This window comes from Streptomyces milbemycinicus, assembly GCF_002154605.1.
Classification (GTDB): Bacteria; Actinomycetota; Actinomycetes; order Streptomycetales; family Streptomycetaceae; genus Streptomyces; species Streptomyces milbemycinicus.
The window spans coordinates 140-18,546 of the sequence record NZ_MUNE01000014.1 but is presented as its reverse complement, the minus strand read 5'-3'; the positions used below and the strand labels follow the sequence as shown (position 1 = coordinate 18,546).

The 18,407-nt window shown below is 68.0% G+C and carries 19 protein-coding genes and 2 pseudogenes; 10 read left to right on the top strand and 11 right to left on the bottom strand.

The annotated features are described in order from the left end of the window. The first annotated feature begins 15 nt into the window (after positions 1–15). Positions 16–972, top strand: a complete 957-nt coding sequence (locus CCN51_RS01140; protein WP_238545596.1) for a carbohydrate ABC transporter permease — start codon at positions 16–18, stop codon at positions 970–972. A gap of 16 nt (positions 973–988) precedes the next feature. Then, on the top strand, positions 989–1,918 hold the full coding sequence (locus tag CCN51_RS01135) for a carbohydrate ABC transporter permease (RefSeq protein ID WP_014173888.1): 930 nt from the start codon (positions 989–991) through the stop codon (positions 1,916–1,918). Between the two features lie 54 nt (positions 1,919–1,972). Here the strand turns inward: CCN51_RS01135 and CCN51_RS56865 are convergent, their stop codons facing one another. Both CCN51_RS56865 and CCN51_RS01125 read right to left on the bottom strand, forming a co-directional pair. Further along, positions 1,973–2,137 carry a hypothetical protein gene (locus tag CCN51_RS56865; protein ID WP_238545595.1) on the bottom strand — a complete coding sequence of 55 codons (165 nt, stop codon included), beginning with the start codon at positions 2,135–2,137 and terminating at the stop codon, positions 1,973–1,975. A gap of 326 nt (positions 2,138–2,463) precedes the next feature. Next, positions 2,464–2,586 (bottom strand): annotated as a pseudogene (locus CCN51_RS01125) (IS5/IS1182 family transposase); the annotation flags it as partial. Positions 2,587–2,681: 95 nt separating this feature from the next. Here CCN51_RS01125 and CCN51_RS01120 point away from each other — a divergent pair. Further along, complete coding sequence (locus tag CCN51_RS01120) at positions 2,682–3,032, top strand: integrase (protein ID WP_245881557.1); 351 nt, start codon at positions 2,682–2,684, stop codon at positions 3,030–3,032. A gap of 234 nt (positions 3,033–3,266) precedes the next feature. On the opposite strand, the gene CCN51_RS01115 is transcribed toward CCN51_RS01120, so the two are convergent. Next, positions 3,267–3,560: a hypothetical protein gene (locus tag CCN51_RS01115; protein ID WP_014173886.1), complete on the bottom strand. Its 294-nt coding sequence runs from the start codon at positions 3,558–3,560 to the stop codon at positions 3,267–3,269. A 305-nt stretch (positions 3,561–3,865) separates the two neighbouring features. Between CCN51_RS01115 and CCN51_RS01110 the strand changes: the two genes are divergently transcribed. The 4 genes and pseudogenes from CCN51_RS01110 (at position 3,866) to CCN51_RS01100 (ending at position 6,201) form a co-directional block, all read left to right on the top strand. Next, positions 3,866–4,351 carry a DUF2975 domain-containing protein gene (locus CCN51_RS01110; protein ID WP_014173885.1) on the top strand — a complete coding sequence of 162 codons (486 nt, stop codon included), beginning with the start codon at positions 3,866–3,868 and terminating at the stop codon, positions 4,349–4,351. After that, entirely contained in the window at positions 4,351–4,572 is a 222-nt protein-coding gene (locus CCN51_RS01105) for a helix-turn-helix domain-containing protein (RefSeq protein ID WP_014173884.1), read from the top strand. Before CCN51_RS01110 ends, CCN51_RS01105 begins: the two co-directional genes overlap by 1 nt. A 55-nt stretch (positions 4,573–4,627) precedes the next feature. Next, a pseudogene (locus CCN51_RS59550) lies at positions 4,628–4,813 on the top strand (transposase family protein); the annotation flags it as partial. A 122-nt stretch (positions 4,814–4,935) separates the two neighbouring features. Next, entirely contained in the window at positions 4,936–6,201 is a 1,266-nt protein-coding gene (locus CCN51_RS01100) for an ISAs1 family transposase (protein ID WP_014173883.1), read from the top strand. Between the two features lie 115 nt (positions 6,202–6,316). On the opposite strand, the gene CCN51_RS01095 is transcribed toward CCN51_RS01100, so the two are convergent. Next, positions 6,317–6,673: a hypothetical protein gene (locus tag CCN51_RS01095; RefSeq protein ID WP_106436311.1), complete on the bottom strand. Its 357-nt coding sequence runs from the start codon at positions 6,671–6,673 to the stop codon at positions 6,317–6,319. 381 nt (positions 6,674–7,054) lie between these two features. Here CCN51_RS01095 and CCN51_RS56855 point away from each other — a divergent pair, with 381 nt between their 5' ends. Both CCN51_RS56855 and CCN51_RS01085 read left to right on the top strand, forming a co-directional pair. Further along, positions 7,055–7,657, top strand: a complete 603-nt coding sequence (locus tag CCN51_RS56855; RefSeq protein ID WP_319637771.1) for an IS3 family transposase — start codon at positions 7,055–7,057, stop codon at positions 7,655–7,657. A gap of 714 nt (positions 7,658–8,371) precedes the next feature. Further along, positions 8,372–9,592 carry a metallophosphoesterase gene (locus tag CCN51_RS01085; protein ID WP_014173879.1) on the top strand — a complete coding sequence of 407 codons (1,221 nt, stop codon included), beginning with the start codon at positions 8,372–8,374 and terminating at the stop codon, positions 9,590–9,592. 510 nt (positions 9,593–10,102) lie between these two features. Here the strand turns inward: CCN51_RS01085 and CCN51_RS56285 are convergent. From CCN51_RS56285 to CCN51_RS01060, 3 genes are all read right to left on the bottom strand, one after another. Beyond that, positions 10,103–10,303, bottom strand: a complete 201-nt coding sequence (locus tag CCN51_RS56285) for a hypothetical protein (RefSeq protein ID WP_193383692.1) — start codon at positions 10,301–10,303, stop codon at positions 10,103–10,105. Positions 10,304–10,659: 356 nt separating this feature from the next. After that, entirely contained in the window at positions 10,660–12,039 is a 1,380-nt protein-coding gene (locus CCN51_RS01065) for a PHB depolymerase family esterase (protein ID WP_014173878.1), read from the bottom strand. 49 nt (positions 12,040–12,088) lie between these two features. Next, entirely contained in the window at positions 12,089–13,321 is a 1,233-nt protein-coding gene (locus CCN51_RS01060; protein WP_014173877.1) for an IS110 family RNA-guided transposase, read from the bottom strand. A 715-nt stretch (positions 13,322–14,036) separates the two neighbouring features. Here CCN51_RS01060 and CCN51_RS54755 point away from each other — a divergent pair. After that, positions 14,037–14,204 (top strand): helix-turn-helix domain-containing protein, encoded by a 168-nt coding sequence (locus CCN51_RS54755; RefSeq protein ID WP_158104639.1) that lies wholly within the window; start codon positions 14,037–14,039, stop codon positions 14,202–14,204. A gap of 267 nt (positions 14,205–14,471) precedes the next feature. Here CCN51_RS54755 and CCN51_RS01050 read toward each other — a convergent pair whose 3' ends face one another. The 4 genes from CCN51_RS01050 to CCN51_RS01035 all read right to left on the bottom strand — a co-directional run. Further along, positions 14,472–15,980, bottom strand: a complete 1,509-nt coding sequence (locus CCN51_RS01050) for an ABC transporter ATP-binding protein (protein WP_014173876.1) — start codon at positions 15,978–15,980, stop codon at positions 14,472–14,474. Beyond that, a complete protein-coding gene (locus CCN51_RS01045) occupies positions 15,977–16,825 on the bottom strand; it encodes an ABC transporter permease (protein ID WP_014173875.1) in 849 nt (282 codons plus the stop codon). The genes CCN51_RS01050 and CCN51_RS01045 overlap by 4 nt, the downstream gene beginning before the upstream one ends. After that, entirely contained in the window at positions 16,822–17,832 is a 1,011-nt protein-coding gene (locus CCN51_RS01040) for an ABC transporter permease (RefSeq protein WP_043486194.1), read from the bottom strand. Before CCN51_RS01040 ends, CCN51_RS01045 begins: the two co-directional genes overlap by 4 nt. Then, the coding region (locus tag CCN51_RS01035) for an ABC transporter substrate-binding protein (protein ID WP_245881556.1) at positions 17,829–18,407 on the bottom strand (579 nt) is incomplete at its 5' end. The genes CCN51_RS01035 and CCN51_RS01040, both read right to left, overlap by 4 nt.

Below are 18,407 nucleotides of genomic sequence, written 5' to 3'. Positions count from 1 at the left end.
ATCCCGGCCGGCGCCGTGAAGGCGCCCGGCGTCAGCGGTGACGGAGACCGCCCCAGGCAGGGCCGGCGCAACCTCCTGCACCGCCTGGACATCAAGGGGGCTCCGTACGCCTTCATCGCTCCGTTCTTCATCGTCTTCGCGGCCTTCGGCTTCTACCCGCTGCTGTACACGTTCTGGATCTCCCTGCACCACGTGGAGCTGGCCTCCATGAACCTCATGGAGTGGCGCGGCTTCGGCAACTACACCGAACTCTGGCAGGACGACCGGTTCTGGAACGCGCTGTCCAATACCTTCACCATCGGTGTGCTGTCCACCGTCCCCCAGCTGTTGATGGCCCTGGGTCTGGCCCATCTGCTCAACTACAGACTGCGCGGCTCGACGTTCTTCCGGGTCGCCGCCCTGACACCGTACGCCACCTCGGTGGGTGCTGCTGCCCTGGTGTTCACCATGCTGTTCGAGCGCGACTTCGGTTTGATCAACTGGATGCTGAGCCTGGTCGGCATCGACAACGTCGACTGGGAGAACAACAAATGGGCTGCCCAGAGCGCGATCTCCGTGATCGTTATCTGGCGCTGGACCGGCTACAATGCGCTGCTCTACCTGGCGGCCATGCAGGCCATTCCGCGGGACCGGTACGAGGCGGCGGCCATTGACGGCGCGTCACGCTGGCAGCAGTTCACCAAGGTCACCGTCCCCGGCATCCGGTCCACGATCCTCTTCACCATCGTGTTGTCCACCATCGGCGCGACCCAGTTGTTCGGCGAACCGCTGATCTTCGGCCAGGGACCCAACGGCGTCACCGGCGGTGCGGACAACCAATATCAGACGCTCGGCCTGCTGCTGTACGAAGAGGGCTGGAAAAACTACCAGATGGGGCGGGCGGCAACCGTCGCCTGGGCGATGTTCCTGCTGCTGATCCTCATCTTCGCCCTGCAGCGTGTCCTCAAGCGCTTCACCTCCCGCAAGTCCTGACCAGGAGCAGCCAGCCATGACCACCGAAAGCCTCCAGCCCCGGGCGGGCGCGCGTTCGGGGACCCCCTGGGACACGTCAACGCCGTCCAGGCGCCGGTTCCGCCCTTCACTGCGCCTCAGGGCCGGGCGCCAGCACCACGCCGGTCCGGTCGCCTACGTCCTGCTCGGCCTGGCCACGGTGTTCTCCCTCTTCCCGCTTTATTTCACGGTGGTGGCGGCGTCGAGCGACAACACCCGTGTCACGCAGACCCCGCCACCGTTCCTGCCCGGGCCGAATCTCTTCGACAACCTCGGCAAGGCGTGGCAGGACGCGGCACTGGGCAAGGCCATGATGAACAGTCTCATCGTGGCGAGCGCCATCGCCCTGTCCACCGTGCTGTTCGCCACCCTGGCCGGGTTCGCCCTCGCCAAACTGCGTTTCAAGGGACGCAACATCGCGCTGATGCTGGTCATCGGCACCATGATGGTGCCGCCGCAGCTCGGTGTCGTACCGCTCTTCATGATGATGACGGAACTGGGATGGGGTCAGCAGCTGCCCGCCGTCATCTTTCCGACGCTGGTCAGCGCGGTCGGAGTGTTCTTCATGCGACAGTACCTCTCCGAGGCGCTGCCGGACGAACTCATCGAGGCAGGGCGGGTGGACGGCGCGCACTCGCTCCGCATCTTCTGGAGCATCGTGCTGCCGATCGCCCGTCCGCCGATGGCAGTCCTGTTCATGATCACCTTTGTGCACGCCTGGAACGACTTCTTCTGGCCGTTCATCGTGCTGGACATGAGCAACCCGACCGTCCCGGTCGCGCTGACCCAGCTCAGCGCGGGCTATGTGCGCGACCAGTCGCTCATCATGGCCGGCGCGCTGCTCGGCACCCTGCCGCTGCTGGCTATGTTCATCGTCTTCGGCCGCCAGATAGTCGGCGGCATCATGCAGGGCGCGGTCAAGGGCTGAGCCCCCACCCGCTCCCTCGGGCGCCTCCCCCGCCCGGGTTCCTCCTGAAGGGTGTCAATGTGGGATGCCGTCGGGAGCATCGTTCAGCGCCCGAAGACTCAGGCCGAGGTGAGCTCGTCCGGCGTTGTAGTGCTGGGCATACATGGTGAGAACGGTGCGCAGGTGTCGCTCACCGGTGATGAGGAGTCGGTCGGTGCATCCGGCGCGGGCTGTGCGTATCCATCGTTCGGCGAACGCGTTTGACCGCGGCCTGTGCGGCGGGGTCGGGATGACGGCTGTGCCGTTGCCGACGAAGACGGCGTCGAACGCAGCGATGAAGTGCTGTCCCGGTCACAGATGAGGAACCGGAAGCATCCGCCTCTGTCCTCGATGCCCATGAACAGATTGCGGGCGAGTTGGGTGACCCATGCACCGGTAGGGCGTGCGGTGACACCCAGGACGTGGACGTGCCGACTGGCAATCTCCATGACGAAGAAGACGTAGAGACGTCTGAGGAAGACGGTCTCCACGTGCATGAAGTCAGGCAGGAAGGAAGCGGTCTCCGCGGGGACGTCGCACCAGGCGACACCGGTCCGCAGCACGTAGATGACGCCGGCGAGTGCCGCCCGGTCCGGAACACGCAGCCGCCCAGGGTAGCGGTGGCGTCGTTCGGGAACGGGCGGCAGCAGCGGAGCCTGTCCCGCTCGGAATTACGATTCTGGGTCTGGCCTGCAGCTTCTCCGCGCAGGATGGCGGCCTGCGCGGCGCCTGGGATGATCTGCCGATGCCGCTTTCATTCGTCACCGCGCTGGTCCGGAACCTGATCAAAGTGCCCGCTGCCGTGCTGCGCTGCCGCGTGGCCAAGGATGCGGAGGTCTTGGCGTTGCGGCACGAGAACGCGGTGTTACGCCGCCAGATCGCCCGAGTCCGCTACGAGCCCGCCGACCGAATCCGGCTCGCCATCCTTTCCCGGCCGGTCCCGCGGGAACACTGGCGTCACGTATTCTCTGTCACCCCCACCACACTGCTGGCCTGGCACCGGCAACTCCTGGCGCGGAAGTGGACGTTTCCCCAGCACCGCCGCCCCGGCAGGCCGTCCACCGCGCCCACCGTCACCATCGGCCACGCCGCCTGACCAGGGGCGACGAGATTCCGAACGGCACAGCTGCGGCCACGGTCCGAGCGCAAGGCACGCAGGAGCCGATCGAAGACATCCAAGGCCTGCTGTGCCACCTGGCCATCCGCGTCCACGCCTCATCAACGCGCACCCCGGGATACCCACGCACCCGACCAGAAGCGACAGGGCCGCCCGCACCGTCACCAACACCCTCGTCGCTGCCTGGTCCGGCATTGAACGCGACACCTGAAGTCAGGCATGGCGGCGTGCGACGAAGTTGCGGCGCCACCGCAATACCGCATCGGGGCATATGAGCAGCCGTAACCGCCGCAGGACATGAAGTGGCAGCGGGTGTAGCAGCGCCGCCAGGTACGTCCGATCGCTCAGCGTGAACCGGATCTTCACCTTGCCGAGTTGGCGCTCCGGCACGATGATCCGGTGGCGCAGGGCGAGGATCTCTGCATCCTTGTCCCGATCAGTCATCGGCAGCAGGCGAAGCATTGCGAACGCGTTCGACACACCCAGGTAAGCCCGTCGCAGCAGCACGATCGATCATCATGACGCACTGACAGCAGCTGCACGAGAGCGCCAGCTCGCGCGATCGCGGCCAGATTTCAGGAAACCCGATGCACCGGCCCCCACCGGGGCGGATGAGATTTCCAGCAAGGGCAACGTTCCCCGCACCCCCGCAGATCCCGCCAGACCCCCTTTGAGCTGCAGCGACGCATTTCTGAACGGCACAGGCGGCGTCCCGCCGCGGTGCGAAACTGCCGCCCACCCTCCGTCCCGGCTCTTGTTTCACCTATCGATTTTCGATAGATTCCCATCGCAACTCGATGGAAGGTGGGGTCATGGGAAAGCTGGCAGTGCGTGCGCTGCGCGCCGTGCTCGTAGTGGTGCTCGCCGGCACCGTGTTCGTACAGGCATTGATGGTGTGGGCGTTGGCCACCGACCCAGAGGACGGGGCGCTCCCGCTGACCCCGCTGCGCGTGATCACGATTCTGGGCATGGCGTCGGTCCAAGTCGCCCTGGTCTGCGTATGGCGGCTGGTGACGATGGTGCGACGCGGAACCGTGTTCTCCCACGCCGCCTTCCGGTACGTGGACGGCGTGATCGGCGCGATCGTGGCGGCTGCCCTCGTGTGGTTCGCGGTCACGGTCATCAATGCGCCGGGCCAGCGGGACGACCCGGGCGTCACCGTCATCATGGGCGGGGTTGGCGTGGCCATCCTGGGAGTTGCGCTCATCGTGCTGCTGCTGCGGATGCTGCTCGCCCAGGCCGTCGCGCGCGACGTCGAAGCGGCACAGATGCAGGCCGAGTTGGACGAGGTGATCTGATGCCGATCGCCGTCGACATCGACGTGATGCTGGCCAGGCGGAAGATGTCCGTGGGCGAGCTGGCGGACCGCGTAGGGATCACGCCCGCCAACCTGGCGGTACTCAAGAACGGGCGCGCCAAGGCCGTGCGCTTCGCGACGCTCGCCGCGCTCTGCGAGGTGCTCGAGTGCCAGCCGGGCGACCTGCTGCGCTGGGAAGCCGAGGACGCCCCAGGCGGATGACCTGCCCTTCCAAGATCATGGAGTTCTCGACGCCCCGTGATCCGAGTGGAAGACCGTGCCTGCCGACGCATCATCGCCGATCCCGCCTGCCTTTGACCAACTCCGCGAGCATCCCGGGGCCGTGCCCGAGGAGATCCCGGGCCTGCTGGAGCGACTAGCCGAGGTGCCCGACCCTCGCGATCCGCGCGGCGTACGGCACGCTCTGGTCGTCGTGCTCGCGCTGACCGCGTGCGCGGTCCTTGCCGGAGCGACTTCCCTGCTGGCGGTAGGTGAGTGGATCACCGACGCCCCGCCGTCCTGGAGCGCCTTGGCGTACGGCCCGATCCGCTGTCCCCGAAGCGGTGCCTGCCAGCGGAGGCGACGGTGCGGCGGCTGCTGGGCCGCATCGACGGCGACGCTCTGGACCGGGCGGTGGGCCGCTGGCCGGCCGACCGGCGCGCTGGGGCCGCCGGTCAGCTGCACGCAGTGGCGGTCGACGGCAAGACCCTGCGCGGAGCAGCCAGGGCCACGGGCCGCAAGATCCATCTGCTCGCTGCCTGCGACCACCTCTCCGGCCTGGTCCTGGCCCAACTCGACGTAGGCGAGAAGACCAACGAGATCACCTGCTTCCCTCCTCTGCTGGAGACCCTCGCCGACCTGGCAGGCATGGTCGTGACCAGCGGCGCCATGCACACCCAGCGCGAGCACGCCAGCTACCTGCTCGGCCGAGGCGCGCACTACATCGTCATCGCGAAAGGGAACCAGAACAAGCTCCACAAGCAGCTCAAGTCCCTTCCCTGGAATCAGATCCCCCTGCAGAGACGCACCCGCGACACCGGCCACGGCCGCGGCGAGATCCGCCGCATCAAGGTGTGCACGGTGAACACCCTGCTCTTTCCCAGCGCCCGCCAGGCCGTCCAGCTCAAGCGCCGCCGAGTGGACAGCAAGACCGGCAAGATCAGCATCAAGGCGGTCACCAGCCTCACTGCGGAACAGGCCACACCCGCCGAGCTCGCCCGGCTGATCCGCAGCCACTGGAAGATCGAAGCCCTGCACCACGTCCGTGACGTGACGTTCACCGAGGACGCCTCCCGGCTGCGAACTGGATCCGCGCCCCGCGCCATGGCGCAACCTCGCCATCGGCGCCCTTCGCCTCGCCGGGAAGAGCAGCATCGCCGCCGGCGTCCGGCACAACGCCCGCGACGCCAGCCGACCGCTCGCCCTCCTCGGACTCACATGATCACGAAACAGACGTCACGCGACTACGCCGAGGCCCTGGCCTCAGGCCCAACTACGAATGTCGGCCCACGTACCACAGGCGGCCTTCACACCTCTTCTCTAGTACCAGCTGTCATTCGAGACCCTCTCTGCGGGCGTCGAGACAACGGTGCGCACACGCGACCGTGCTCACCGGCCTCGCCATCCCCGTGCGTGGGAGCAGGTCTCCCGGTTGCAGGTGTCGTGTCGGTCGCAGGGGCCATCCCAACAGGTGCGGGGAGCAGGCCGGCGCCGAGGCGCTGGACGCGCTCCGTTATGAACCATCCCCGCAGGTGCGGGGAGCAGCATGACGGACTGTTTCGCGCAAGCGTTCTTCGTGGGACCATCCCCGCGGGTGCGGGGAGCAGTGACCGTGACGGGCCGGTTCGCTGACATCGAGGGCGACGGTCGGCTCTTTGTCTCACCAGACCGAATGCCCCCGCGATCCTGGATCGCGGGGGCGTTGACGGCATAAATTGACGACAGCAGCCGGTCCATGTGACACCGTTCAGTAGGCGTGGATCGATGTTGCCTTGATCCTCCTGTAAGCACCCCATGTCGTGCACAACGTGGTGCTGGTCTTGTTGTACTGGGTACCGTGTGCCGCGATCTTCCAGCCCGGGTACGCGATGAAGCCGCCGCCCTTCTTGTACAGGCCGCCGTTGCCACCCATCGTGTAGCCCTCCAACAGATAGTGGTATCCGGCTGCGGAGCGCAGGTACACGCACCCGTCGGAGTGCTGATAGGTGCCGTAGAACGTCCCCGTGCGGGACGCGGCCGTCGTCGGCGCGGCCGCTGCCGGTACCGCGGCGCCGAACACGATGGCCAGAGCGCCCGCGGCCAGAGCCGTCTTCCTCTTCATCATGCTTCCTGCTTTCTCCGGTGCTCCGAGTCGATCACTGCCCCGTCGCGGGGCCCTGGCTTCGAATCCTTCCTGGTCTCAGGAGGAATGTCCTTGACACTCAGCGCACTCGTATTGACCCACAACGCCCTGCCGGCCTTTTCCGATCTTGAGTGGTGGCGGTCGAACGCGGATGCCCGGTCGGGTGATCCTTGAAGGGTGCCTTTATTGCCGTATGGTGGTTGACCTGGGGCTTTGCGATCACCCACGTATGGGCATGATCAATGATTGTGGGTCTGCGACTGCTCTACCTGATCTTCTGTCGAACTGGGCTGCTTGCTCTTGCTGGGCCGATCGACCGCCGCGAACAACGCCGAGATCCTTGCCCTTCGGCATGAGGTCGCCGTGCTTCGCCGGCAGGTCCAGCGGCCGCGGCTCGCATGGGCCGATCGTGCCGTGCTCTCCGCTCTCGCACGGCACCTTCCACCCGCCCTACGCCGCCATCGACTGGTCACCCCAGGCACCCTGCTGACCTGGCACCGCCGTCTGGTGCGCCGGAAGTGGCGCCAAACACCGGTCAGGCCCGGTCGGCCACCGTTGCCGGAAGAGACAGTTGCGCTCATCCAGCGCCTGGCGAGAGAGAACCCGACCTGGGGGTATGTCAGGATCCAAGGTGAGTTACGTCGGCTTGGTCATCGGGTCGCCGCTGCGACTATCCGACGCGTTCTGCGCCGCTCCGGTCTACCGCCGCACCGCAGCGAGCAAGCCAGCAGACCTGGCGTTCCTTCCTCCGTTCACAGGCCCACACGCTGCTCGCTTGCGATTTCATGCACGTGGAGACCGTCTTCCTCAAGCGTCTCTATGTCTTCTTCGTCATGGAGATCAAGACCCGGCGCGTCCATGTCCTGGGCGTCACCGCCCACCCGACCGGCGCCTGGGTCACCCAGCTCGCCCGCAATCTGCTCATGGACCCGACAGGGCTGGGTGCTTCCGGTTCCTCATCCGTGACCGGGACAGCCAGTTCGCCGCCGCGTTCGACGCCGTCTTCGCCGGCAACGGCACAGCCGTCATCCCAACGCCACCGCAAAGCCCACGGTCCAACGCAGTCGCCGAACGATGGATACGCACAGCCTGCACCGAGTGCACCGAAACGTCATCCCCTGCCCTCTGCCACGGTCAGGCGCCGCCAGGTACTTGGCGGACTGCTCAACGAGTACCACACCACGTCGCCCCGACTGCCTCACTAACTCCAAGGAAAGCCCGGCTTGGCAGTTCGAGCAGACCGCCAGCAGCTACAAGTGGACCAAGACGGACAATAAGTACGTTCAACGGCTCCTGGAGTTCAAGGTGCAAGCGGATGACGTGATGCACCGACAGATTCGTACCAGCCGTGGCGTCATCACCAAGCACGACCTCCCTAACTCGGGGCACATCAGAGCCCTGTTGCGGGAGTGCATTGACCGGCTTCAGTGCGGCCGGTGCTCGCCATCATCGGCTTAGGCCGTCGTTCCGCCGACCGCGCCCTCCACTGGCGGCAGTACCAAGCCGGGGCAGTAGCACCCTGATCGCGGCTCATGCCAAGGGAGGTGTCTGCGGCGGCGTCTTGCCATCTCGCAGAGAACCCTTCGTCCTAAGGGGCCGCGCCCGTGAACGCCGGTCCGGCCGGCCCAAGGGCGACCCGATACAGTGCGCGAGACGGCAGCCCGGTCAGGGAGGGGAAGCGTGACCGACACCAGCAACACCCGGCCAGCCGAAAGTGAAGCGCAAGCACCGCGGCAGAGCCGACCGCACCGCCTGATGCGCTACATCCCCCTGATCGCCCCCATCCTGCTGTGGGCCGTGCCCTGCTGGGTGCTCCTGCACACCGGCCAGCACTGGCCGCTGCCCGTCACGCTGGCCGGCACCGCCCTGTTCACCCTCGGCCTCATCGGTATGCCGCTCGCGATGGTGCGCGGCCACGGCCGCCGCCAGCAGGACCGGGCGGCGATCACCGGCGACACCCTGCTGGGCACCAGCTGGATTCTGTCCACCTGGTCCGTTCTGCTCGGCGTCCTCTTGCGGCTCGCCCTGACCGTGGCCGGCGTCGGCGAGAGCCAGGACCGGGCCCGAATCGTCACCTGGGCCGTCCTCGGCATAACCGCCGTACTGCTCGGCTGGGGGTACGCCGAGGCCCGCCGCGTGCCACGCGTGCGCCAACTCGACGTGAAACTCCCACGGCTGGGTGCCGGGCTGGACGGCATCCGCGTCGTCCTCATCACCGACACCCACTACGGCCCGCTCGATCGCACTCGCTGGTCGGCGCGGGTATGCGAGACGGTGAACACTCTGGAAGCCGATCTGGTCTGCCACACCGGCGACATCGCGGACGGCACGGCCGAACGCCGCCGCGCCCAGGCCGCCCCACTCGGTACCGTGCGGGCCACCCGGGCCCGTGTATACGTCACCGGCAACCACGAGTACTACAGCCAGGCCCAGGGCTGGGTCGACCTGATGGACGAGCTGGGCTGGGAGCCGCTGCGCAACCGCCATCTGCTGCTCGAACGCGGAGGCGACACCCTCGTGGTCGCCGGCGTGGATGACGTCACCGCCGAGTCCTCCGGCCTGGCAGGCCACCGCGCCCACCTCGCCGGAGCCTTGAACGGCGCCGACCCCGACCTACCCGTCCTGCTCTTGGCACACCAGCCCAAGTTCATCGACCGGGCAGCAGCCGCCGGCATCGACCTCCAGCTCTCCGGCCACACCCACGGCGGCCAGATCTGGCCCTTCCACCACCTCGTCCGCATCGACCAGCCCGCCCTCGCCGGCCTCAGCCACCACAGCCCCCGCACCCTCCTCTACACCAGCCGCGGCACCGGCTTCTGGGGCCCGCCGTTCCGCGTCTTCGCCCCCAGCGAGATCACCCTGCTCGTGCTCCGCTCCCCGCACCTGCCCACCTCGATATAGCACTCGACGGGCCGACACATCCGCTTGGAGAGCTCCTCGTCTTCGATGTGCTGCCACAGGGTGCGAGTCAGAACGGGGTTGAAGGGTGTCAATATCCCGATCAGGCCGCTGAGCTGGGTGTTTCTTGTGGATGGAGAAGTCGTTGGGGTGGCATGGTGTGGTACTCGTTGAGCAGGCCCGTAGCGTTCCAGAATGGCTTCAGCGGACCTGACCTGGGGTAACGAACCTGACCACCAGGTTCCAGCATGATCAGTACGGCTTACCTACCTGATCGCCACGCGGATCTTCGCGTGGCTGTTCCTGATGACTCGATCCTCTGCGACCAAGAATGTGGAGATACTGATCCTGCGGCACGAGCTCGCGGTTCTGCGTCGGCAGATCATCTCGCCCAAGCCCGGATGGCCGGACCGTGCACTGCTCGCTGCCCTGTCCCGACTGCTCCTGAAGGGTGTCTTTATTGCTGTACGGTGGTTGACCTGGGGCTTTGTGATTGTCTGGGTGTGGGCATGATCAATGCTTGTGGGTCTGCGTCTGCTCTACCTGATCTTCTGCCGACTGCTGGGCTGGTTGCTCTTGCTGGGCCGATCGACTGCCGCGAACAATGCCGAGATCCTCGTGCTTCGCCATGAGGTCGCTGTGCTGCGCCGGCAGATGGAGCGGCCGCGGCGCTCGTGGGCTGATCGTGCCGTGCTCTCCGCTCTCGCGCGGCACCTGCCATCCGCCTTACGCCGCCATCGGCTGGTCACCCCGGGAACGCTGCTGACCTGGCATCGGCGTTTGGTGCGCTGGAGGTGGCGCCAAGCACCGGTCGGATCCGGTCGGCCACCGTTGCCGGAAGAGATGGTCGCGCTCATTCAGCGCCTGGCGAGAGAGAACCCGACCTGGGGGTACGTCAGGATCCAGGGTGAGCTGCGGAGGCTTGGTCATCGGGTTGCCGCCGCCACGATGCGGCGTGTCCAAAAGGGGCGAAGGACAGGACACGCCCGGCCTCGTGGACCGCTTCCGCCCCGCTACACTCCCACCCCCAGACAGCTGACCAGCAGGAATGGAGAAGTCCGGCTGGGGTACTAGCGGGACTGATCGAAGAGCCAGTCGATGACGACGTCGTTCTCGTATGTCTGCGCCCACGCGAAGTGCGGGTTCACCGGCGTCGTTCCGGGCGTATAGCTGGTGAACAGCACATGGCCGCCGACCCGGCGAGCCCGGTTCAGGAGGGACCTCGACCGGGCTTCGAAATCCGCCTTCGACAGGTCGTTGGCCCACTCCCCGCGGGTGATCTGTGTACCGGCGTTCTCCAGTGCGTTCATCAGCGTCCAGGTGCCGGGGTTTCCGAACCGTCCCTCGCGGTAGGGGACCACCGGGTCGTCGATGGAGTGATCGGCCCAGATCGGGATGTGCGTGATCTTGCCCAAGGTGGACGGGTCACCCCAGCCGGCGGTGGCCAGGGCCGCGGCGAAGGTGTGGGGACGCCTCGGAAGCAGGTTGAAGATGCCTCGCGCACCCGATGACAGGCCGACGAGATAGAGCCGATCCGCGTTGACGGGGCGCTGTGTTGTGAAGGTGTCGATGAGTTCGACCAGCGCCGCTTGGACCTTGGGGTCGGTCCAGTCCGTACCGTCAGGTCCGTCCATGGGGCGGGGCAGCGGGATCTGCGGCGCGAGCACGAATGCCGGGTGCCGGCGCTGGCGTTCCGGCTTGGCGAAGGTGACGGCGACTCGATTGGCGGTGAGCTGGGTCATGTTGTTGTCGGCCACCTCGCCGCCGCCGTGCAGGGTGACGACGAGCGGATACTGGGTGGCCGCCCCCGGATTCCGCACGAACCCTTCCGGCTCGTACAGTCGGAAGGCCAGCTGGAATCCGGTGGAGTCGGTGAACGATCCCGCTGTGAAGTCGTCGACCACCGGGGTGATGACGTCGTCGTTCTGGATCGCCAACGGACCGGTCGCGAGAACCGGTTCACCATCGGGGGCCGTCACATCGGCCACCTGCCTGACGGTGTAGGCGCGATGGAGCGGAAGAGGATCGGTGCCGGAAGCCTGCCCGTTGGTATCGTCCGGGTCGAGCTCGATGATGAGGTATCTGCCCGGCCGTCCCGCTTTGGGGAGGTCGTCCGCCCTGGCTACCGTGTTCGGGTAGACCCGGGTGACCGTACGGGCCGCGCTCTGCCCGCCCAGGGCGGCGGTGACCTGGAACGCGGAGGGTGGGATGACGCCGCCGCGTGTGTCGATGGGGTTCGCGTAGCGGATGGCGACGGTGGTCACCCGCCAGTTGTTCCTGGGTGTCACCCGTGTGATGAGGGCGGTCCGCAGAACGGGATTGGCTCCGGACGCCACCGGTCGTCCCGGCGCCGGGGCATCGGCCGCCGCGGTGGCCGCGTTGATCACCGTCGACGCGGTGACGGTACCCGCGGCCATGGTGAGCGCCGTACGTCTGGTGATCTTTCTCATGGGTCCTCCGTAAGGTGGCGGCCCGGGAGACATCTCACGTGCCTTGGAGTCAAGCCGCGAGGGCTTGAGCAGGCTGTGAGAAGGCCCGGGATTCGTTGTAGGTCTGGCGGGTTTGCAAGCAGTGATGGAGCTGGCCCAGGAGCTTGTTGAACAAGTTGCGTTGGGCTGAGCTGTGACGGTCTCCGACTTCACGTCGGCGCTTGTAGTGCGCTCGAGCTCCGGGCGACGCACGCAGGGCTGTGAGGGTCCACACGTAGCCACAGGAAGCCAGCCGACGGTTTTTGACGACTCGGTGTGTGACGATGCGGACCTTGCCGCTGGCGCGGGTGACCGGGGCTGATCCTGCGTACGCCTTCAGCGCCCGTGCGCTGGTGAAGTAGCTCCGGTCATCCCCGATCTCGGCGAGAACCCGGGCGCCGGCCAAGTCGCTCAGGCCGGGGAAGCTGGTCACGATGTGCGCATCCGGATGCTCGCGGAACCGGACCTGGAGAGACTCGGCAAGTTCATCGGCGGCCTTGCAGGCTGCGTCGAGCTGCCGCAGCAGGGCGAGCATCTGGAGCCCCATGGCCTCTTCGACCATCGGGGTGTGCCGGAGGTACTCGGCGCGGAAGACATCTTGGATTCGCTCGGCGTCGGCATCGATCCCGCGTTGCCGGCCGCCGCGCTTCAACGCGGCACGCAGCTGGCTGCGGCTGAGCCGGATCGCCTTGCCCGGTGTCGACGCGATCGCCAGTACTGCACGGGCATCACCCCTGGTCAGGCCACCTTGCAGGTGCTGGAAGGCGATCAGGGCAGCGGGGAAGTACTCGCGCAGATGCGACCGGAGCTGGTTGGACAGCTGCTGGTAGTTCCATACGGCGTCCTGCTGAGCGCGGGCCAGGACTGTTATGGCCTGTGACAGTTCCGAATGCGCAGGCAGAGGACGGTGACTGGCCTTGTCGGTCCGCAAGATGTTGGCCAGGACGACAGCGTCGCCGTGGTCGGACTTCTTGCGGGAGACCGCGTGCCGGTCGCGGTAGCGGGAGGCGGCCATGGGGTTGATCGCGTAGATCAGGCGTCCAGCCGCGCGCAGTGCGGCAACCAGCAGGCCGTGGCTGGTCTCGATCGCCACAGGGACGAGGGCCGTGGCGCGGTCGTCGTACTCGGCCAGGACCTCAAGAAGCAGGCGATGCCCCTCGGCGTCGTCGCTGATCCGACGCTTGGCCAGCAGTTTTCCCTCCTCGTCGACGACCGCTACGTCATGGTGGTCTTCGGCCCAGTCGATCCCGCAGAACACGCTCACGAAGTGTTTTCTCCTTGCCTTGTTCGTCTCCGTCTGGAGCCTGTGCGGGCCACGCGGCGCCCTAATTCCAGGACTCGATCGGTCCGACATCTCACTGGCCGTTCGTGACACCAGCGCACCGCAGGGGCTCCGGTCTGCGAAAGAGCTCGCGGCTCGCGGCACAGTGAGGAGGTCGTCCTGCGGAAGGCTCGTCTCACGATGATCAGCCTTCCGATCACCCACTCCGCGGTCGGGCCGCACGGTCGGGCGAAGGCAGAGGACAGTGCCGGTCTCCCGAGGGGCCTCAAGGGCCAGGGCCGGATCGGGCATCTGATCCTCCCAACAACGAATTAGGGCCGGATGTGGACCCGGTCGCCTGGTGCGAGGAACCGAGGATGAGCGGTACGGCGGGGTGAGCGGCGGCGCGTGGCCGGGCGGCGTCATTCCGGGGGCAAGGCAGGTGGCGGGCGTCGCCGCATCACACGTGAGTCTCCAAGCCGTGTCCGAACGGTGTCCAGCAGCAAACCGAGATCTGTCGATGCGTCGTGTGCATCAATCCCGCCGCGTGGTCATGGTCCCCGGGCAACGGGGTTCAACTCCGCGTGTGGGTGCCGGAAGCTGTCTCACCTGAGGTGACCTGCGGTTTCGGATCTGCCAGAGCGCAGGAGGCCAGCGGATGTCGTGGGCATCACTCCGTCCAGGATCAGCCCGTGAAACTGGGGAAAGGCTGGCAGAAGTGCGCGAGGAGTTGGCGGGGCGACTACGGCTGCTGCGTGACCTGACCGGACGGAGCCTGCGCGAACTCGCCCGCGACGGGCTCGTCAGCAGTTCCTCGCTGTCGCGCTACTTCTCCGGCCAGGCCGTTCCACCCTGTGCGACTCTGTCGCACAGGGTCCGCTCCTGATCGCCCGGAATCGGTACGCGCTCCGCCGTGACCGATCTTCTGGGGCCGAGGACGGCCGTGAACTCTCCGACACCGACCTCCAGGTCCACATCCGACCACAAGGCTCGTCCGCCGACCCGTACGGCCACCCCGCGGAAAGCCGCGATGCTTTCGCCGCTGCCGCGCGGTCCGGTGAGCGTCGTGGCGTACGGCGGGACGCGATGACGAAATCGCCGCCCGCATCCGGGCATCCGGCCTTTCAGGCGGGTGCCCTGTCGTGCGACTGGGTCACGGCGTCGGTAGCAGTTCGGCCGTAGGGCCGCTGGCGGTGATCCGGCCGGTGTCCATCAGGTGCGCGGTGTCGGTGTAGCGGGTGATCAGGTGGTGTTCGTGGGAGACCACGACGAGGGTGGTGCCGTGTTCTTCGCGCAGGCGGGTGAGGAGGTCCATGACAGCTGTGGCGGTGGTGGTGTCGAGGGCGGAGGTGACCTCATCGCAGAGGAGGATGTCGGGGCCGGCGGCGAGGGCGCGCGCGATGGAGACCCGCTGGCGCTGGCCGCCGGACAGCTCGCCGGGGTAGCGGTTGGCGAAGTCGGCGGGGAGTCCCACCTGCTGAAGGAGTTGGGTGATCTGCTCGGGTATCTCCTTCGCGGTGAGGCTGGTGTGGAGGCGTAGGGGGCGGGCCACCTGGTGTCCTACGGTGCGCCGGGGGTTGAGCGCGGCGAGCGGGTTCTGCGGGACGAGCTGGATACGGCGCTGCTGTTCGCGGGTGCGGCGCCGGGCCGTGGCCGCCAAGGTCTGGCCGTCGAGGGTGAGCTGGCCGCTGGTGGGCGGGTGCAGTCCGGCGAGGACCCGTAGGAGGGTGGTCTTGCCGGATCCGGAGGGGCCGATCACGGCGGTGGCCGATCCGACCGGTGCGGTGAAGTCGAGTCCGGTCAGGGCGAGGCGGCGGGTGCCGCCGTTCCGGAAGTAGACCTCGACACCCTGGGCGGAGAGTGCCGGTCCGGCTGTGCGGATCGGCACAGCCGCTGCCGACGGCTCTACTGCCATACAGGACACGGAAGCCGGCGGCTGCGTGCCGGGCGCGATGAGCCGGACGGTGTGGTCGGCGCACGCTTCGACCAGGGCGGTGTCGTGGGTGGCGAGGACGACGGCCAGGTTACGGCTGGTGGCGAGGTGGCGCAGCAGGTGGGCGATCTCGTCGCGCAGGGCGGTGTCGAGGCCGGCGGTGGGCTCGTCCAGGAGGAGGATCTGAGGGGTGCGGGCGAGGGCCCGGGCGAGGGCGACACGGCGCTGCTGTCCGCCGGACAGGGCGGTGGGACGTCGGCCGAGGAGGTTGGTGGGGAGCCGGCACTCCGTCAGCAGGGAGCGGACCGAGTCGGCGGAGGGGTCCGTGGCCAGTTCGGCGACCAGGCGGTGGACGGTCATCCGTGGGTTGAGCGCCGAGCCGGGGTCCTGGCCGACATAGGCGACGCGGGTGCGGCGCAGGTGTCGTAGCGCGTCGGGGGTGAGGGTGTGGGGCTGTGTGCCGAGGACGTCGACGGTGCCGGTGGTGATCGTGGCCCGGTCGGGGAGGTGGCCGATGAGGGCGCGCAGCAGGGTGGTCTTGCCCGAACCCGAGGCGCCGGTGAGAGCGGTCACCTGGCCGGGCCGGACGAGCGCGGAGGTGGCGGGCAGCAGCACCGTGCCGTCGGGCAGGGAGATTTCCAGGCCGGTGACGGACGCCACCGGCTGTGCCGCGTCGGTCGGGGTATCAGGGCCGGTGCGGGCGCGGTCGTGGTGGGTGAGGTCGCTCACGAGCGGGTGACCGCCTTCTGCGTGGTGTCGGGGGCCAGGGCCTGGGTGGCGAGATTGACCATGATGGCCACGGCCGCGATCGCCAGGCTCGGGGCGACGACGGCCCAGGGGTTGAGCAGGATGCCTGAGGCGTTCTCGCGGACCATCAACGACCAGTCGGAGGCCGGGGGCTGGGGCCCGATCTGGAGGAAGCCCGCCATGGAGATCACGTAGACGGCGTCCACGAACCGCAGTCCGAAGAGGGTCAGGACCGTGAAGCGCAGGTTGGGCAGCAGCTCGCACAAGGCGATGTAGGCGGTGGACTCGCCGCGGGTGATGGCCGCCTCGACATAGCCGGCGGAGGCGAGCGGGGCAGCAGCAGCGGCGACGACTCGTACGGCGTAGGGGGTTCCCAGGACGATCGCTGCCGCGATGACGGCCCAGCGTCCGCCGCCGGGCCAGGCGAGTGCGATCAGCATGATGCCCAGCAGCGGAGGCAGCAGGATCGCGACGTCGGCGCAGCGCTCGACCGCCCGGCCGAGTGCGGGGCGCAGGACGGCGAAGCAGCCGACGACGGTGGCGGCCACGGTGACCACGGCGGCCACCAGCAGCGCGCCGGCGACGAGGAGGGTGCCGCCGTGCAGGAGGCGGCTGAGGACGTCCCGGCCCAACTGGTCTCCGCCCAGCGGGGCGTCGGCGCTGGGGGCTGCGAACGGGGCGGTGACCGGTGAGGAGAGGGAGTGCGGGGCCAGCAGCGGACCGGCGACGGCGAGCAGGAGGGGCAGGACTGCGACGGCGGTCAGCGCCAGGGTGCGGGTGCGTCCGGTGCTCCGGCGCCCGACCTCCGAGGCGAGGGTGGTGGTCATGGGCGGTCTCCCACGGTGGCCTCGCGGATCAGGTCCGCGGCGAGCAGGACGAGGCTGATGACGGCGCCCGCACAGGCGACGACTCCGGCGATCAGCGCGGTGTCGCGCGAGGCGACGGCGCCGGCCAGCAGGTTGCCGATCCCGGGGTAGTTGAAGAGGGTCTCCACGACCACGGCCCCGCCCAGCAGCATGCCGGTGGTGGTGGCGAAGCCTGTGGCGATGGCGGGTACGGCGCCGGGCAACTGGTGGCGCAGCAGCACCCGGTGGACCGGCAGTCCGTCCAGGTGGGCGGCCTCGACGTGAGGGGTGGTGGCCTGGTCGGCGAGGGCACCGCGCACGATCCGGACGTTCCAGCCGGTCTGCGGGATGACCAGGGCGATCACCGGCATGATCAGCATGGTCCACTGGGCGGGCCTGCCGTCGCTGCCGGTGACGGTGACCGCCGGGAGCCAGCCGGTCCACAGAGACAGCATCAGTAGCAGGACCACGGAGATCACGAATTCGGGCAGGGCGAACGCGGCGGTCGAAGCGTGGCCGATGATCCGGTCGGTCAGCCGGCCAGGGCGGGCGGCGGCCCAGCAGCCCAGCAGCAGGGAGAGCACTGTCGTGAGGGCGAACGCGCTCAGGCCCAGGACCAGGGTGTTGGGCAGCGGGTCGGCAAGCAGGGCGGTCACCTTCTGGCCCTGGGCGGAGGTGCCCAGGTCACCGGTCGGCAGGGCGGTCATCCAGTCCCAGAACCGTGCCCACACCGGCCGGTCCAGGCCCAACTGGTGCCGGCGGGCGGCGATGTCGGCCGCGGTGACGCCGCGTTCGGAGGTGGCGCCGGCCGCGTCCCCGGGCAGTAGCTCGACGGCGGCGAAGACCAGGGCCAGCAGGACGATCAGCATGAGTGCCCGGTGGGCGACCGCGGCGGCCACCCTTACGGCCGGGTGGCACGGGCGGCGCGGTGCGGCGGCCGTGCCCGCGGGGGGAGCGGGCACCGCACCGGCCTTGGTGAGGGGGCTCAACTCAGCCACACGCCTTCGAGCTGGACGCGTCCGTAGCCGGCCAGCTTGGGCAGGTTGCGCACCTTGGCGGCGGCCAAGTCGATGCCGTCGGCCATGCCCCACAGCAGGTAGCCGGAGCTGTCGTACTCGATCTGCTGCAGCTGCTTGAGGTGGGCGGCGCGCTGCTTTTCGTCCTTGGCGCCGATGACCTTGCGGTAGGCGGCGTCGAATTCCTTGTCCGTCCAGCCGGATTCGTTCTGTCCGGCGCCGCTGACCATGGTCTTGGAGGCGAAGAAGACGACCGAGTCGTTGGTGCCCCAGTAGGTGGTGTAGAAGTCGCCGGTCTTCCAGGTCTTCTGCCAGAAGGCGCCGGACTCCTGCTTGACGACGTTCACCTTGATGCCGGCCTCGCGGGCCTGGTTGGCGAAGAGGGTCGCGGAGTCGGCGAGGCCCGCGATGTCGTCTGTGGTGACCAGGTCGTAGGTCTTGGACAGATCGAAGCCGGCGTCCTTCAGCAGCGTCTTGGCCTTGGCGAGGTCACGCGTGCGCTGGGGGATGTCCTTGGCGTAGTCGGGGTCGCCGGTGCCGAGGATGTC